At 56.3% G+C, this 15,710-nt stretch carries 14 protein-coding genes and 5 tRNA genes; 11 read left to right on the plus strand and 8 right to left on the minus strand.

From position 1 onward, the window contains the following. Window positions 1-154 precede the first annotated feature (154 nt). The 11 genes from csrA (at window position 155) to RHN82_RS14940 (ending at window position 5,432) form a co-directional block, all read left to right on the plus strand. On the plus strand, window positions 155-340 hold the full coding sequence (gene csrA, locus RHN82_RS14890; RefSeq protein ID WP_000906486.1) for a carbon storage regulator CsrA: 186 nt from the start codon (window positions 155-157) through the stop codon (window positions 338-340). Between the two features lie 342 nt (window positions 341-682). Continuing rightward, window positions 683-775, plus strand: a tRNA-Ser gene (locus RHN82_RS14895). Between the two features lie 4 nt (window positions 776-779). Continuing rightward, window positions 780-856: transfer RNA gene (locus RHN82_RS14900), tRNA-Arg, on the plus strand. A gap of 64 nt (window positions 857-920) precedes the next feature. Continuing rightward, window positions 921-997: transfer RNA gene (locus RHN82_RS14905), tRNA-Arg, on the plus strand. A gap of 29 nt (window positions 998-1,026) precedes the next feature. Then, a tRNA-Arg gene (locus RHN82_RS14910) sits at window positions 1,027-1,103 on the plus strand. 29 nt (window positions 1,104-1,132) lie between these two features. Then, window positions 1,133-1,209: transfer RNA gene (locus RHN82_RS14915), tRNA-Arg, on the plus strand. Between the two features lie 117 nt (window positions 1,210-1,326). Beyond that, entirely contained in the window at window positions 1,327-1,893 is a 567-nt protein-coding gene (yqaB, locus tag RHN82_RS14920) for a fructose-1-phosphate/6-phosphogluconate phosphatase (protein WP_015571665.1), read from the plus strand. Then, window positions 1,890-2,318 carry a YqaA family protein gene (locus RHN82_RS14925; RefSeq protein ID WP_017692791.1) on the plus strand — a complete coding sequence of 143 codons (429 nt, stop codon included), beginning with the start codon at window positions 1,890-1,892 and terminating at the stop codon, window positions 2,316-2,318. Before yqaB ends, RHN82_RS14925 begins: the two co-directional genes overlap by 4 nt. 83 nt (window positions 2,319-2,401) lie before the next feature. Continuing rightward, a complete protein-coding gene (gene gshA / locus RHN82_RS14930; RefSeq protein WP_047052113.1) occupies window positions 2,402-3,946 on the plus strand; it encodes a glutamate--cysteine ligase in 1,545 nt (514 codons plus the stop codon). Between the two features lie 152 nt (window positions 3,947-4,098). Then, a complete protein-coding gene (luxS, locus tag RHN82_RS14935) occupies window positions 4,099-4,614 on the plus strand; it encodes an S-ribosylhomocysteine lyase (protein ID WP_047052111.1) in 516 nt (171 codons plus the stop codon). 53 nt (window positions 4,615-4,667) lie between these two features. Beyond that, on the plus strand, window positions 4,668-5,432 hold the full coding sequence (locus RHN82_RS14940; protein ID WP_047052141.1) for a helix-turn-helix domain-containing protein: 765 nt from the start codon (window positions 4,668-4,670) through the stop codon (window positions 5,430-5,432). Here the strand turns inward: RHN82_RS14940 and leuA are convergent. The 8 genes from leuA to proV form a co-directional block, all read right to left on the minus strand. After that, window positions 5,419-7,074, minus strand: a complete 1,656-nt coding sequence (gene leuA / locus RHN82_RS14945; protein WP_047052110.1) for a 2-isopropylmalate synthase — start codon at window positions 7,072-7,074, stop codon at window positions 5,419-5,421. The genes RHN82_RS14940 and leuA overlap by 14 nt on opposite strands. Before the next feature lie 185 nt (window positions 7,075-7,259). Then, window positions 7,260-8,807 (minus strand): multidrug efflux MFS transporter permease subunit EmrB, encoded by a 1,548-nt coding sequence (gene emrB / locus RHN82_RS14950; protein ID WP_006811709.1) that lies wholly within the window; start codon window positions 8,805-8,807, stop codon window positions 7,260-7,262. Between the two features lie 16 nt (window positions 8,808-8,823). After that, window positions 8,824-9,996: a multidrug efflux MFS transporter periplasmic adaptor subunit EmrA gene (gene emrA, locus RHN82_RS14955; RefSeq protein ID WP_017382776.1), complete on the minus strand. Its 1,173-nt coding sequence runs from the start codon at window positions 9,994-9,996 to the stop codon at window positions 8,824-8,826. A 130-nt stretch (window positions 9,997-10,126) separates the two neighbouring features. Beyond that, the gene (gene emrR, locus RHN82_RS14960; RefSeq protein ID WP_017694792.1) at window positions 10,127-10,657 is read right to left on the minus strand and encodes a multidrug efflux transporter EmrAB transcriptional repressor EmrR; all 531 of its coding nucleotides are present in this window, start codon (window positions 10,655-10,657) and stop codon (window positions 10,127-10,129) included. A 314-nt stretch (window positions 10,658-10,971) separates the two neighbouring features. Beyond that, window positions 10,972-12,156: an MFS transporter gene (locus tag RHN82_RS14965; RefSeq protein WP_023304299.1), complete on the minus strand. Its 1,185-nt coding sequence runs from the start codon at window positions 12,154-12,156 to the stop codon at window positions 10,972-10,974. A gap of 189 nt (window positions 12,157-12,345) precedes the next feature. After that, window positions 12,346-13,341 carry a glycine betaine/L-proline ABC transporter substrate-binding protein ProX gene (gene proX, locus RHN82_RS14970; protein WP_017382774.1) on the minus strand — a complete coding sequence of 332 codons (996 nt, stop codon included), beginning with the start codon at window positions 13,339-13,341 and terminating at the stop codon, window positions 12,346-12,348. A gap of 9 nt (window positions 13,342-13,350) precedes the next feature. Further along, window positions 13,351-14,415, minus strand: coding sequence for a glycine betaine/L-proline ABC transporter permease ProW (gene proW, locus RHN82_RS14975; protein WP_047052107.1), 1,065 nt, complete (start codon window positions 14,413-14,415; stop codon window positions 13,351-13,353). Next, on the minus strand, window positions 14,408-15,610 hold the full coding sequence (gene proV / locus RHN82_RS14980) for a glycine betaine/L-proline ABC transporter ATP-binding protein ProV (RefSeq protein ID WP_047052105.1): 1,203 nt from the start codon (window positions 15,608-15,610) through the stop codon (window positions 14,408-14,410). Before proV ends, proW begins: the two co-directional genes overlap by 8 nt. Window positions 15,611-15,710 lie beyond the last annotated feature (100 nt).

Consider the following 15,710-nt stretch of genomic DNA (forward strand, 5'->3'; position numbering starts at 1 on the left):
TTTGTGTATATCGGCTAAACTTACGTTTAACAGAATGTGATGCCGTGACTGCTTACACTTTACGTGTTTGTCATCGCTTACTTTTTGGCGTTATATGATGGATAATGCCGGGATACAAGAGACCCGACTCTTTTAATCTTTCAAGGAGCAAAGAATGCTGATTCTGACTCGTCGAGTTGGTGAGACCCTCATGATTGGGGATGAGGTCACCGTGACAGTTTTAGGGGTAAAGGGTAACCAGGTACGTATTGGTGTTAACGCTCCTAAAGAAGTATCTGTCCACCGTGAAGAGATCTACCAGCGTATCCAGGCTGAAAAATCCCAGCAGTCCAGTTACTGATATTGTCGCGTCTCGCTGTCGGGCGAGACGCAACCCTCCTGCTATTTTTCCTGCATAAAGTTACCGTTCTATTTCAAACGCTTCGTTTTTGACCACTCTCATAATCTTATCTCATCCAAAAGACGCGCTTCTCTCAACACAATTCTGTGAAGATGCCTGCAAAATCCGCTTATAAAACACTCTCTTTGCGGCTTTTACATGCGAATTGCGTGCGAATTGTGCAAACGAAAAAAGCATGTGGAAAATTGTTTGACTTATAAGTCCCAGAAAGTAATATATGCGCCACGCAGCGACGAGAAGCTCTTAACGAGTTGCTCGAAGCACTCGAAAGAGGCGTTGTGTGGTGAGGTGGCCGAGAGGCTGAAGGCGCTCCCCTGCTAAGGGAGTATGCGGTCAAAAGCTGCATCCGGGGTTCGAATCCCCGCCTCACCGCCATTTTGCATCCGTAGCTCAGCTGGATAGAGTACTCGGCTACGAACCGAGCGGTCGGAGGTTCGAATCCTCCCGGATGCACCATCTATTACTTCATATTGCTTTCGAAGTGATATGAATATCGAGCAGTACAGTAGTAAATCCCGATGCATCCGTAGCTCAGCTGGATAGAGTACTCGGCTACGAACCGAGCGGTCGGAGGTTCGAATCCTCCCGGATGCACCATTTACTATTTCTGAAAGCAGTTCCCTGATGCATCCGTAGCTCAGCTGGATAGAGTACTCGGCTACGAACCGAGCGGTCGGAGGTTCGAATCCTCCCGGATGCACCATTTACTGTTTCTAAAAGCATTTCCCCGATGCATCCGTAGCTCAGCTGGATAGAGTACTCGGCTACGAACCGAGCGGTCGGAGGTTCGAATCCTCCCGGATGCACCATATTCTCCCCCTTTGTTTATTCCTTCGACGTTTCGTCAGCAATCACTCTCTCTGTCAGCGACAAAAATCCCCTTTTACGATAAAGTAATGCTTTGTTAATCGTTTAGCGAGAGCACGATGTACGCACAGTATGACGGTTTGATCTTCGACATGGACGGCACCCTCCTGGATACCGAACCCACACATCGTCAGGCCTGGACCGAAGTCCTGGGCCGTTACGGTATGCGTTTCGATTTACAGGCGATGATTGCCCTCAACGGATCGCCCACCTGGCGTATCGCACAGGCCGTGATTGAGCTGAATCAGGCCGATCTCGACCCGCATCAGCTCGCGCGTGAAAAAACCGACGCGGTAAAAGCCATACTGTTAGACACCGTGCAGCCTTTACCACTTATTGACGTCGTCAAGGAGTGGCACGGGCGTCGTCCTATGTCTGTCGGTACGGGCAGCGAGAGCGCGATTGCTGAAGCGCTACTCAACCACCTTGGCCTGCGCCACTATTTTTCTGCCGTCGTTGCTGCCGATCATGTTAAACATCACAAACCCGCACCGGATACCTTCCTGCTCTGTGCAGAATTAATGGGGGTTCCACCTGCAAAATGCGTGGTGTTTGAAGATGCTGATTTTGGCATTCAGGCCGCGCGTGATGCAGGAATGGCGGCGGTGGACGTTCGCTTACTGTGAGTGACGCGCTGTCACTCGCTTCATTATTCGCCAGCAGTTTTTTAAGCTCCACCCTCTTACCGGGGAATTCGGAAGTGGTGCTGGTGGCGATGCTGTTGTCCGGCGTAAGTCAGCCCTGGTTGCTGGTCTTAATAGCAACAATGGGTAATAGCCTTGGAGGGCTGACTAACGTTATTCTTGGACGTTTCTTTCCGCTACGCGAAAAATCTCGCTGGCAGGAAAAGGCAGTGGGCTGGCTAAAACGCTATGGCGCTGCCACGCTGTTATTAAGCTGGATGCCTGTAATAGGCGATTTACTGTGTCTGCTGGCGGGATGGATGCGCATCTCCTGGGGACCGGTGCTCTTTTTTTTGTGCCTTGGCAAGGCGTTACGCTATGTTTTACTGGCATGGGTAACACTACAGGGTATGACGTGGTGGCACTAATTGGTGGAATGAATTCGCGACCTTCAATCGTCAACCATTACAATTATGCTGAGTGACAATTTTTTGACAGGCGGGAGGTCAAATTGATCCCGGACGTATCACAGGCGCTGGCCTGGCTGGAAAATCACCCTCAGGCACTGAAGGGGATTCAGCGTGGGCTTGAGCGCGAAACGCTGCGCGTAAATGCGGATGGTAGCTTAGCGACTACGGGACACCCGAAGGCGTTAGGCTCGGCGCTGACACATAAATGGATCACAACCGATTTCGCCGAAGCGCTGCTGGAGTTCATCACGCCAGTAGACGGTGATATTGATCATATGCTGACGATCATGCGCGACGTGCATCGCTTCACCGCCCGCAACCTCGGCGACGAGCGTATGTGGCCGCTCAGCATGCCGTGCTATATCGAGCAGGGGCAGGATATCGAGCTGGCGCAGTACGGCACCTCGAATATTGGTCGGCTGAAAACGCTGTATCGCGAAGGACTGAAAAATCGCTACGGCGCACTGATGCAGACGATCTCTGGCGTGCACTACAATTTCTCTCTGCCGATGGCGTTCTGGCAGGCGAAATGCGGTGAAACGGATAAAGAAGCGATCTCCGCGGGCTACTTCCGCCTGATCCGCAACTACTACCGTTTTGGCTGGGTTATTCCGTATCTGTTCGGCGCGTCCCCGGCCATCTGTTCATCATTCCTGCAAGGGAAACCGACCACGCTGCCGTTCGAGAAGACCGAATGTGGTATGTATTACCTGCCGTACGCGACCTCCCTGCGCCTGAGCGACCTTGGCTATACCAATAAATCGCAAAGCAATCTCGGAATTACGTTTAACGATCTGCACGAATATGTGGCAGGCTTGAAGCGGGCGATTAAAACCCCGTCTGAAGAGTACGAAAAAATCGGCCTCGAAAAAGACGGTAAACGCCTGCAAATTAACACCAACGTGTTGCAGATTGAAAATGAACTGTATGCGCCGATTCGTCCGAAGCGCGTGACGCGCAGCGGTGAAACGCCGTCGGATGCGCTACAGCGCGGCGGGATCGAATACATTGAAGTGCGCTCGCTGGATATCAACCCGTTCTCACCGATTGGCGTTGACGAGCAGCAGGTTCGCTTCCTTGACCTGTTTATGGTCTGGTGCGTACTGGCGGATGCGCCGGAAATGAGTTCCGACGAACTTTTGTGTACTCGTGCCAACTGGAATCGCGTGATTCTGGAAGGGCGCAAGCCGGGCCTGACGTTAGGTATTGGCTGTGAAACGGCTCAGTTCCCACTGTCTAAGGTAGGGAAGGATCTGTTCCATGACCTTAAGCGCGTAGCCCAGACGCTGGATAGCGTGTACGGCGGCGAAGCTTACCAGAAGGTCTGCGACGAACTGGTTGAAAGCTTTGATAACCCGGAACTGACATTCTCAGCACGTATTCTGCTTTCTATGATTGAACAGGGCATTGGCGGCACAGGGCGTTCACTCTCAGCGGAGTACCGTGAGATGCTGATGCAGGAGCCGTTAGAGATCCTGAGCGAAGCGGATTTTGTGGCAGAGCGTGATGCGTCCGTTGTACGTCAGAAAGAGGTCGAAGCGGCGGATACGGAGTCGTTTGAGGCGTTTCTGGCGAAGCAGGCCTGAACCAAAAGAAAAAGGCCACATCGCTGTGGCCAAAATATACATCTCTGAATTCAGGGATGATGATAACAAATGCGCGTCTTTCATATACTCAGACGCGCATTCTGTAGAAGAGTTCAGTTTATTTTAAAAAAAATCACTATCGGAGGTGACGTATGCCGTTATTAGATAGCTTTACTGTCGACCATACCCGTATGGAAGCACCCGCAGTCCGCGTGGCGAAGACCATGAACACCCCGCACGGCGACACGATCACCGTTTTCGACCTGCGCTTCTGCGTGCCGAATAAAGAAGTGATGCCAGAGAAAGGCATTCACACGCTGGAACACCTGTTCGCCGGATTCATGCGCGACCACCTGAACGGCAACGGCGTGGAGATCATCGATATCTCTCCGATGGGCTGCCGCACCGGTTTCTACATGAGCCTGATTGGTCAGCCTGATGAGAAACGCGTCGCGGATGCGTGGAAAGCAGCGATGGAAGACGTGCTGAAGGTGAAAGAGCAGAACCAGATCCCTGAACTGAACATTTATCAGTGCGGCACTTACCAGATGCACTCTCTGGAAGAAGCCCAGGAGATTGCCCGTCATATCATCGAACGTGATGTGCGTGTAAACAGCAACGACGAGCTGGCCCTGCCAAAAGAAAAACTTCAGGAACTGCACATTTAGTATCGTGCCTGTGGATGCCCGGTGGCGCTTCGCTGACCGGGCCTACAATCCTGATGACGACAACCACCACCTTCTCCTTTACCCATCGCCCGCTTGTGCCGTTTTCGCATGATTATGCTCATGGCGACAGCGAGCCGTGGCATCAGCACGACTGCGCGCAGCTCCTGCACAGCCTCACCGGCGTCGTGCGGGTGGATACCGCATCCGGCTGCTGGGTGGTGCCGCCCGGTCGCGGCGTCTGGCTACCTGCGGGTACGCAGCACGCCCTGCGCATCACCGGCAACGTTGCCGCCCGCACGCTGTTTATCGACCCGCTGGCGCGCGCCGATCTTCCGGCGACCTGCCAGATCGTGCAGATCTCGCCCCTGCTGCGCGAGCTGATCCTGACCTCCCTTACGCTTCCTGAATCTTACGCACCCGGAAGCCGCGATGAACGTGTTTATGAGCTGATCCTCGATGAAATTCGCCTCATGTCGGTACTGCCGTTTCACCTGCCCGAGCCGGAAAGCGAAGCGCTGCGACACCTCTGCCAGCAGATTCGAATGGCCCCGGGAGAAAGCTGGAGCAGCGCCCAGGCCGCAGGTATTGTGGGGATGAGCGAACGCACGCTGAATCGCCATTTTCAGCAGCAGACAGGCCTGAGCTACGGCGAGTGGGTGAGAAGGGCGCGACTGCTGGAAGCCTTGGTGCGGCTGGCGCAGGGCCAGCCGGTATTACGCGTGGCGCTGGATCTGGGGTATGGTAGCCACAGCGCCTTTACGGCAATGTTTCGTCGGGTGATGGGTCTCTCACCCAGCGATTACTTCAGGAATGACTGACCGCGTTAAAAAGCGCCTGAATCGACGCGCGCGCCACGTCGCTGTCGATGCCCACGCCCCAGCGGCTGGTCCCGTCCTGGAACAGGCAGCGGATATAGGCCACCGAGCGGCTGTCGCTACGTTCGCCTAACGTATGTTCGTGATAATCCTTAATCACAAACGGCGCGTTGATCCAGCGGCTTAAGCCGTGAGCGGCGGCGGAGAGCAAACCGTTCCCCTGACCTTCCAGCTGGCGGGTGCCCCCTTGCGTGGCGACGCTTGCCGTCAGCCGCAGCTGGCCGTCCTGCTGGCTGTCGCTGCGGTACGATTGCAGCGCTAATGGCGGGCTCGCCACCAGGCCGTAGCGGGCGCGGAACAGCTGCCAGAGCGCATTCTGCGTCATCTCTTTTCCATGGTTATCCGTTTCCTGCTGCACGTGCTGGCTAAAATCCTGTTGCAGAGCGCGAGGCAATTTCAGACCATGGTTTTGCTCAATAAGCCAGGCGCTTCCGCTTTTTCCTGACTGGCTGTTCACGCGGATCACCGCTTCATAGGTACAGCCAGTATCCTGCGGGTCGACGGGCAGATAGGGCATCTCCCAGCGTTCGCCAGGCTTACGGGCATCGAAACCTTTCTTGATGGCATCCTGGTGCGAGCCGGAGAAGGCGGTGTAAGCCAGACGACCCGCCCACGGATGACGCGGATGGACGGGCAGCTGGTTGCAGGTCTCAACCGTTTCAACCACCCGATTCATATCGCTGAAATCCAGATTCGGGCTAATGCCCTGGCTGTAGAGGTTCATCGCCAGCGTCACCAGGCAGACGTTGCCCGTGCGCTCACCGTTACCAAACAGGCAGCCCTCCACGCGGTCAGCCCCGGCCATGACGGCCAGCTCTGCGCTGGCGACGCCGGTACCGCGATCGTTATGCGGGTGCACGCTGATACAGACGTCACTGCGGCGGCTGAAGTGGCGGCAGAAATACTCGATCTGGTCGGCATAGACGTTCGGCGTGCTCACTTCGACGGTCGCGGGCAGGTTGACGATCATCGGACGCGCCGCGCACGGCTGCCAGATCTCCGCCACGGCTTCACAAATCTCCAGCGCAAACTCCGGTTCGGTAAAGCAGAAGGTTTCCGGGGAGTACTCGTACTGCCAGCTGGTGTCAGGGTTCTCTTCACACAGCTGACGAATCAGGCGCGTCGCGCGCGTCGCCAGCTCGACGATTTGCGCTTTTTCCATGCCGAATACCAGACGGCGGAACAGCGGGGCGGTGGCGTTATACAGGTGAACGGTGGCCTGCTTCGCGCCGCGCAGGGAGTCGAAAGTGCGATGGATAAGATCGTCCCGCGCCTGCGTTAACACCTGAATGGTGACGTCATCCGGGATGCGGTTCTCCTCAATCAGCTGACGCACAAAATTGAAGTCCGTCTGCGAGGCGGACGGGAAGGCGACTTCTATTTCTTTAAACCCGCAGTTCAGCAGCAGATCCCAGAATTGCAGCTTGCGCGCGCTGTCCATCGGCTCGGCCAGCGCCTGGTTACCGTCGCGTAAGTCGGTCGAGAGCCAGCGCGGGGCGCGGGTGATAATCTGCTCCGGCCAGCGGCGGTCGGGCAACGAAAGGGTGGGGTAAGGCTGGTATTTGTCGGCGGGTGTGTTCAGCATGGTGCGCTCCTGTTGTCTTTTCACTATCGTGAATCGATTTCAGGCGCGCTGCTTTATCGGAACTGACAATCGCTGTCGCGTTTTGGACAAGGGGGGCGATTGTTGCCCGGTGGCGCTGCGCTTACCGGGCCTACGATCGTAGGCCGGGTAAGGCGTAGCCGCCACCCGGCAACCCGTGCACAGAGCTAGTGCGCCCCACCGCCCCCGCTACCGGCCCCAAACGGTGGTTTGGCAAACCACACCAGCCCCAGCAGGACGATGAAGATCCCCGCCGATATCCAGAAAATCTCGTTTGCCGAGATAATCAGCCCCTGGTTGGTGATCTGCTGGGCAAGCCAGCCGGACGCCTGCTGCTCCGTCATCCCCATCCCCTCAAGCTGGCTATACATCTGCTGAGCGTTAGGGTTAAACGGGTTCACCGCTTCGGTGAGTTGAGCATGGTGCATCGATTCACGGTTCGTCCACAGGGTGGTGGTGATCGATGTCCCGATGGAGCCCGCCAGCGTACGGGTGAAGTTCGACAGGCTCGATGCCGCCGCCATCCGCTCAGGGGGCAAGCCGGAGAGCGTAATGGTGGTCAGCGGCATAAAGAAGCACGCTACGGCGAAGCCCTGAATAAACTGCGGCCACGCGGAGGCGCCAAAGTCCATTCCCGGTTCAAACGTATACGCGCGCCAGTAGAAGCACACGGCGTACATGATGAAGCTGAACGTCACCAGCCTGCGCATGTCGAGCTTATGGGCGAAACGGCCAATAATCGGCGACAGCAGAACCGGAATTAACCCCACCGGCGCGGAGGCCAGCCCCGCCCAGGTTGCGGTATAGCCGTACACCTCCTGCAATAGCTGCGGCAGCAGAACAATCGCGCCGAAGTAGAGCATATAGGCGAGGCTGATACAGAGGCAGCCGATGGTGAAGTTTCGCGATTTAAACAGCGAGAGGTCGACTATCGGATTATCGTCCGTCAGCTCCCAGACAATCAGGAAGCTGATGGCCACCACGGCGACCACCGTCAGCACAATGATTTCCGTAGAGGCGAACCAGTCCAGCTCTTTGCCACGGTCGAGCATGATTTGCAGGCTGCCGATGCCGACAACCAGCAGTGCCAGCCCGATGCCGTCGATCCGCCGCTGTTCGGTCCGCGTTTCGCGACCACGCAGAGACTGTAGCGTCATCAGCACCACCAGCGCACCGATGGGCACGTTGATGAAGAAGATCCAGCCCCAGTGATAGTTATCGCTGATATAGCCGCCGAGGATTGGGCCGCAAATTGGGGCGACGATCACCGTCATCGACCACAGCGCGAGCGCGATGGAGCGCTTGGCGGGCGGATAGTTGTTCAGCAGCAAACTCTGCGACAGCGGAATCAACGGCCCGGCGACAATCCCCTGGATGACGCGGAAGAAAATCAGCATCGTCAGGCTGCTGGACATGCCGCAGGCCCAGGAGGCCAGCACGAACAGGATCGTCGACCAGAGGAACAGCTTCACTTCACCGACGCGCTTCGCCAGCCAGCCGGTGATGGGAATGGAGATGGCGTTCGCCACCCCGAACGAGGTAATGACCCAGGTCCCCTGGCTCAGCGACGAGCCAAGGTTCCCGGCGATCGTCGGGATCGCCACGTTTGCGATGGTGGAGTCCAGCACCTGCATGAATGTCGCCAGCGACAGCGCAATGGTCATAATGACCAGCTGCGCCCCCTCCAGCGGTTTTTGCGGCTTTTGCTGTTGCATAACGCTCACCTTCGGCTTAACCGGCGTTTGCCTTCACGATGTCATCGATCAGCTTATTGACCGGATCGAGGCTAATTTCACGGGCGTTACTTTCATAAGCTGGCGTGCTGCGCACCTGGCTTGCGAGGATCTGACCGTCGCGGTTGGCGGTATCGACCGTCACCAGCGTGGAAAGGCCAATTCGCAGCGGATGGTCTGCCAGCTGCTTAGGATCCAGCTCGATACGCACAGGCAAGCGCTGAACCACTTTGATCCAGTTGCCGGTGGCGTTCTGTGCAGGCAGCAGGCTGAACGCGCTGCCGGTCCCCATGTCCAGACCGACCACTTTTCCGGTGTACTTAACGTCATCGCCGTAAATATCGCTGACCACGGTCGCGGTCTGGCCGATACGCATATGCGCCAGCTGGGTCTCTTTGAAGTTCGCATCGACCCACAGATTGTTCGCCGGAACGACCGCCATTAGCGGCGTGGTGGTGCTAATCTGCGCCCCTGGCTGTACGGAACGACGGGAAACGTAGCCGGTCATCGGGCTGACGATTTTGGTACGTTGCAGGGCAAGCCATGCGTTACGCACTTCGGTCGCCGCCTGTTTCACCGCTGGCTGGTTTTCCAGAGAAGTACCCAGCACCATCGCCTGATTAGCGTTGTACTGTTGGATCGCCACGTCCAGCTGCGCCTGTGCGCTGGCCACCGCGTCGCGGGCGTGCTGCAACTCTTCACGGCCAATCAGGTTGGCGGTGCCGAGAGGAACACGACGATTGAGGTCGCTCTGCGCCTGAGCCAGGGCCGTTTTCTGCACGTCGATATTGGCCTGAAGCTGCTTGCTGTTGATCATCAGCTGGCGGGTCTGGCGAACGCTGGAGGCCAGCGCCGTCTGTGCTTTTTCAAACGCCTGTTGGGCGTCGGTCGGGTCGAGCGTGACCAGCACATCGCCTTTTTTCACAAAGTCGGTGTTATCAGCCCAGACTTTCGTCACGCTGCCTGACACCTGCGCCATGATTTGAACCTGATTCCCTGCCACGTATGCATCGTCTGTCTCTTCAACATGACGCAAGACTAAAAACCAATAGATCCCATATGCCACGGCAATAATAATAAAGAGCAAGGTCAGCAGAATAAGGGCGCTCTTACGTTTGCCCTTTTTGTTGGCCGGTTGCTGCGGGAGGGTGTTCTCCGCATTTGCGCTCATTGTTGTTCTCCACGATCTTTTTATTTTCACATCGGCTGAGCCGACCTGTTGTCAGAAAGGCCAGCAGTTTCACGTGCTGGCCTGTCAGTTTTTCTTTTTAGCAATCTGGAATGGTGAGCGGATCGTCGCGTTAGCGCAGCGCCTCAAGGATGACGCCGTCTTCATCCATCTGGTCCAGACGGGTGAGCAGCTTGCGAGTGATGTGCTCAAGCTGGTCGCGCTCGGCGGTGCTGAGGGCAGACCAGAGCTGGTGCAGGCAGTTGTGCTGCGGTGGCAGCACTTCGCGCAAGAATTCGTGACCTTTCTCGGTCAGTTGCAGATGCAGGCAGCGGCGATCGTTATCGCTTTCACGGCGTTCAATCCAGCCGCGCTTTTCCAGTTCATCCGCGATACGGGTCGCATTGGTACGGGATGACCCCAGCGCACAGCTCAGTTCCGACGGCTGAATGCTGTGATTTTCCTGAGACTCCAGCGTAATCAACGCCATAAACAACGTCTCGTTAATCCCCTGCGCTTTCAGCATCTTGTTACGATTTTCCAGCAGCTTACCCTGCATGTGCATGCACAGGCGGGTCAGCAGGATTTCCTGATACGGGAAGTCCTCATGACGACTGGCGCGGAACTTAAGCATTTGTTCAATGGGCGTAAACGAACTATCCATTTTGGGCATAACCTCATTAATTACAGCCGATATAGTAACGACAGTGACAAATAATGTAAATGAATTATTTGTGCGGTTATATCCGCCAAACGTATGTCACCATCAGAAAGCGCCGGGTAAATCCGTGACCCGGTGAGCACAGAGAGCGTGGGGTGTGTACCCGCGAAAGAGGGGATGTGAGGACAGGGGTCTGAACTATTCATGCCGGTAGTAAATATGTCACCCACAGTAAAATTTCTGGGATAAATGATTACCGTTACCTTAACAGATGCAGGCCCCCTTTACACCCCAGGGGGCCCAAAGCAATGTAAAACTTAGTGAATTGCTTCCTGACGGTGATAGCCGCGCCACCATACCAGCAGATTTATCGCCGCGACAATGGCGCCGATGGCGCACACGCCCGTCCAGCCCGCATGCTGCCAGGCGGAGGCTGAGATGAGCGAGCCCGCCGCGCCGCCGATAAAGTAGCTGGTCATGTACCCGGCCGTCAGACGGTTACGGGCATCCGGCTTCACGCGGTAAATCACGGTCTGGTTGGTGATATGTACACCCTGCACGGTGAGGTCGAGCACCAGAATACCGACAATCAGCGCCAGCACAGATACGTGTCCGTACCAGATGGCCGCCCAGGAGAGCAGGAGTAAAACCAGCCCTGCGGAGGTGGTCATATGAGATTTGCCTTTGTCGGCCAGCCCACCCGCCGGGCGCGCGCCCAGTGCGCCAGCCGCGCCTGCCAGCCCGAACAGGCCAATCACGCCTTCTGAGTAGTTAAACGGCGGCGCGGCGAGCAGAAACGCCATCGACGTCCATAAGATGCTGAAGTTAGCGAAGGTGAGACACCCCAGAATGGCGCGCGTGCGCAGGAGTTTATCCCGGGTAAAGAGGCTGAAAACGGAGGCGAGGAGCTGCGGATAGTTCAGGTGATTTTCCTGCTTCACCCTTGGCAGGCCGCGCCACAGGGCCAGCGCCATGATAACCATCAGCACGCTCGCCACCCAGTAAACGGTGCGCCAGCCGCCGAGGCTCGCCAGCAGCCCGGCAACGGTTCGCGCCAGCAGGATGCCCAGCAGCAGGCCGCTCATGATAGTGCCGACCACTTTGCCGCGTTTTTCCGGGGAAGCCAGCGTCGCGGCGAGGGGAACCAGAATTTGCGCCACCACCGAGAACAGCCCCGTCAGCGCGGTGCCGATAATCATCATCGTTAACGACTGGCTGCTGGCGGTGATCAACATCCCGCCCGCCGCCAGCAGCGTCATGGAGACGATAAGCATCCGGCGCTCAAACATATCGCCTAATGGCACCAGGAACAGCAGCCCGGCGGCATAGCCGAGCTGTGCGGCGGTGACAATAAACCCGGCGGAGCTGGCTGAAAGATCGAAGGCGCGTGCGATGGTGTCGAGCAATGGTTGTGCGTAATAGTTGCTGGCGACGGCCAGACCCGTTGCCACGGACATTAAAAGGATGAGTGCGGGGCTAAGCCCTTGAGTTGTTTTTGTCATTAGTTTCAGGAATCGTGAGTTAAGTGATTATTTTTCCGGAAACATAATAACCAATGATGGTGAATGTTGGGGAATTGTTACGTGGTGGATTGTGCGGTTAAGCCCCTCACCCCGGCTCTCTCCCCAAAGGGAGAGGGTGGTCATCGTTCCCTCTCCCTTTGGGAGAGGGTTAGGGTGAGGGAAAATGTTTTACTTCTGCGCCTCAAGCGCCTCTTTCACCCAGCCATCGAACTGCTGCTGGTGGGCTTTGATCCAGCCATCCACGTGGCCTTTGATATCTGCTTCGGATGATTTACCCGCGTGCATCATCGCGTTCTGGGCGTTAATGTCTGCCAGCGGCAGTTTCATCACCGAGAACAGCTTCGCCGCCGCCGGGTTTTTCTCGGCCCAGGCTTTGTTCGCCACGATATGCATGGTGTTCACCGGGAAGCCATAGTTCATGCCGTTCGGCAGTTTGGTGTCGATATCTTTCTGCTCGCCCGGCAGGGAGGAGAAGGGCACCTGCAACCACACCACGTCTTTGCCCGGCTTCAGCACGTCGCTCACCCAGTACGGCGTCCAGGTGTAGTAGATCACCGGCTTGCCTTCTTTAAAGCGGGCGATGGTGTCGGCCATCATCGCAGAGTAATTGCCGTGGCTCACGTCGACGGTCTTCGCCAGATCGAAGGCTTTGTTCTGGTGGTTAATCACCGCTTCACAGCCCCAGCCCGGTGAGCAGCCCATCATGTCGGCTTTGCCGTCACCGTTGGTATCAAACAGTTTTGCGATCTTCGGATCTTTCAGCTGTTCAATATTGGTGATGTGATACTTATCGGCGGTTTTCTTGTCGATCAAATATCCCTGGGCAGCGCCGGTCACAAAGGTGCCTTCGCGGTAGAATTTCTTGTCACCGCCTGCGGCGGCATACATGTCGTCGTGCAGCGGCTGCCAGTTCACGGCGGTAAAGGTGGCGTCACCGGAGGCAATGGAGGTATAGCCCACGTTGTAATCCACTTCGCTGGCGGTATTCACCGTATAGCCCAGCTTCTCCAGCGCGCGGCTGACAATCTGGGTCTGGAAGGACTCTTCCGAAATGGTGCTCTGCACCGGCTGCACGGTAATGCCTTTGCCCGGCAGGTCAGCGGCAACGGCGCTGGTGGAGACAAGGGTCGCAAACGCTGTGGCAAAAAGTACGTTATGTCGCATCGTTGTTCCTTATTTTGTAAATGGGCGGGTGAGTAACCCGACAGGGCCGGTGGTGTACCAGCGACGGTTGCCGCGACTGCGTGAATCACGACCGACAGCCTGGGTCAGGCGGTCAAGAATGATGGCGAGGATCACAATCCCGACGCCGCCGACGGTCGCCAGCCCCATATCGAGACGGCCAATGCCGCGCAGTACCATCTGACCTAACCCGCCAACGGCAATCATCGAGGCGATCACCACCATCGACAGCGCCAGCATCAGCGTCTGGTTAACGCCTGCCATAATGGTCGGCATCGCCAGCGGAAGCTGGACCTTAAACAACATCTGACGCGGGCTGGCGCCGAACGAGCGCGATGCCTCTATCAGATCCGCAGGCACCTGGTTAATGCCCAGAATGGTCAGGCGAATAATTGGCGGCAGGGCGAAGATAATGGTCACAACCACCCCCGGTACGTTACCGATGCCGAACAGCATCACGATAGGCACCAGGTAAACGAACGCTGGCGTGGTCTGCATCGCATCCAGCAGCGGGCGGATAATCTTCGCGGCCCGGGGGCTGCGCGCCAGCCAGATCCCCATCGGCAGGCCGATCACCACGCAGAACAGCAGGGCGGTCAGCACCAGCGCCAGGGTGATCATCGCCTGAGACCAGGCGCCAATCGCGCCGATGGCAATCAGGGAGATGAGCGTGGCGATCCCCATACCCGCGCTGCCGAACTGCCATGCGATCAGCGAGAACAGGATAATCGCCACCGGCGCGGGCATGCCCAGCATCAGCTGCTGGAAGCCGTTCAGGATGTAATCCACCGGGATGCGGATCCCCTGGAACACCGGACGGAAGTGGGTAACGACCCAGTCGATCCCCTCCGTTACCCAGCTATCCAGCGGGATCAGCGTCTTGTGGAACGGATCCATAATATTGAAATGCTCTTGGGCAGGCGCAGGTGCGCTGTTGAGCCAGTCTGCCGCGCCGCTGCCATCGGCAGGCGCAGGCGTCGACCCCCACGCATCGGCAGATTGCGCCGCGCTGTCCGCTGCTTCAGTGGTACCCCATGGGTTTGATTGATCAGCCATTGTTTGTCCCCTCGCGATCTAAAGCCTGTAGCAGCATCCGTTTAGAGATGATGCCAACGTACTGTTGTTCTTCACCGACGACCGGCACGGCGCACGGCGCCTGACCCACGTGAGAGAGCAACTCGCTGAGCGGCGTTTCGGCGTCCACGGCAAGCGGAGCGTCAATCAACGCCGCATCGATTCCCTGGTTTTCGCTCAGGGCGGTTTTCAGAGAGTCGATGGAGACCACGCCGACAAATTTATTGCCGCGTTCAACCAGATAACCGTATTCACGGTCTTCGTCCTGCAACAGCTTCAGCGCGGAGCGCGGGCCAAAACCTGGCGTTTTACGAATAATGCCGTTTGGTGTTCGACGGGCAATATCTTTCGCACTGAATACGTGGCTAATATCCACGCCGCGGAAGAAGGTGCGCACATAATCATTCGCCGGATTATTGAGAATTTCATCCGGCGTACCAACCTGCACCACTTCACCATTTTGCATAATGGCGATACGGTCGCCAATACGCATGGCTTCATCCAGATCGTGAGAAATAAAAACAATGGTGCGCTGATGTTTGGCCTGTAATTTTACCAGTTCATCCTGCATCTCGGTGCGAATTAAGGGATCGAGCGCTGAGAAGGCTTCGTCCATTAATAAAATGTCCGGATTAATCGCTAATGCGCGCGCTAATCCCACACGCTGACGCATACCGCCGGAGAGTTCATCCGGATACGCATGAGCATAATTTTCCAGCCCGACCTGACGCAGTGCATCAAGGGCTTTTTCCTGACGTTCCTGAGCGGGCGTACCGGCTAACTCCATGCCAAAGGCGGTATTATCGAGTACCGTCATGTGCGGCATCAGTGCAAATGACTGAAACACCATCGCAATTTTCTTTCTGCGCACCTCGCGGAGTTCGGCGTCTGATATTCTGGCGATATCCACGCCGTCTATCAGCACCTGTCCGCGGGTGGGTTCAATCAGGCGATTGAGAAGGCGAACCATAGTGGATTTACCCGAACCGGATAATCCCATGATGACAAAAATCTCGCCTTCTTCAATGGCCAGACTGGCGTTTTTAACGCCAAGCGATAGCCCGGTTTTTTCCAGAATTTGCTCTTTCGTAAGGCCTTTCTCAATATATTTGAAAGCACGCTGCGGGTGCTCGCCAAATACTTTATAAAGATTTTTCACTTCTAATTTAATTGCCATGCAATAGAGAGTGTCCTGTTATTTGTTTATGTCGATATGATTACCATGGTAAATAGTTAACTGGCATTACCCTAACATACTCAGAATCTGAGACAACCCT

The sequence above is a fragment of the Enterobacter cloacae complex sp. EB5 genome, assembly GCF_031432835.1.
Lineage (GTDB): Bacteria > Pseudomonadota > Gammaproteobacteria > Enterobacterales > Enterobacteriaceae > Enterobacter > Enterobacter hormaechei_C.

Coding starts and splice junctions, on each gene's coding strand:
- emrA (WP_017382776.1), bottom strand. CDS start 9,996: ATGAGCGCAAATGCGGAGAACACCCTCCCGCAGCAACCGGCCAACAAA.
- luxS (WP_047052111.1), top strand. CDS start 4,099: ATGCCGTTATTAGATAGCTTTACTGTCGACCATACCCGTATGGAAGCA.
- RHN82_RS14940 (WP_047052141.1), top strand. CDS start 4,668: ATGACGACAACCACCACCTTCTCCTTTACCCATCGCCCGCTTGTGCCG.
- proW (WP_047052107.1), bottom strand. CDS start 14,415: ATGGCTGATCAATCAAACCCATGGGGTACCACTGAAGCAGCGGACAGC.
- emrB (WP_006811709.1), bottom strand. CDS start 8,807: ATGCAACAGCAAAAGCCGCAAAAACCGCTGGAGGGGGCGCAGCTGGTC.
- proV (WP_047052105.1), bottom strand. CDS start 15,610: ATGGCAATTAAATTAGAAGTGAAAAATCTTTATAAAGTATTTGGCGAG.
- leuA (WP_047052110.1), bottom strand. CDS start 7,074: ATGCTGAACACACCCGCCGACAAATACCAGCCTTACCCCACCCTTTCG.
- proX (WP_017382774.1), bottom strand. CDS start 13,341: ATGCGACATAACGTACTTTTTGCCACAGCGTTTGCGACCCTTGTCTCC.
- emrR (WP_017694792.1), bottom strand. CDS start 10,657: ATGGATAGTTCGTTTACGCCCATTGAACAAATGCTTAAGTTCCGCGCC.
- RHN82_RS14965 (WP_023304299.1), bottom strand. CDS start 12,156: ATGACAAAAACAACTCAAGGGCTTAGCCCCGCACTCATCCTTTTAATG.
- csrA (WP_000906486.1), top strand. CDS start 155: ATGCTGATTCTGACTCGTCGAGTTGGTGAGACCCTCATGATTGGGGAT.
- yqaB (WP_015571665.1), top strand. CDS start 1,327: ATGTACGCACAGTATGACGGTTTGATCTTCGACATGGACGGCACCCTC.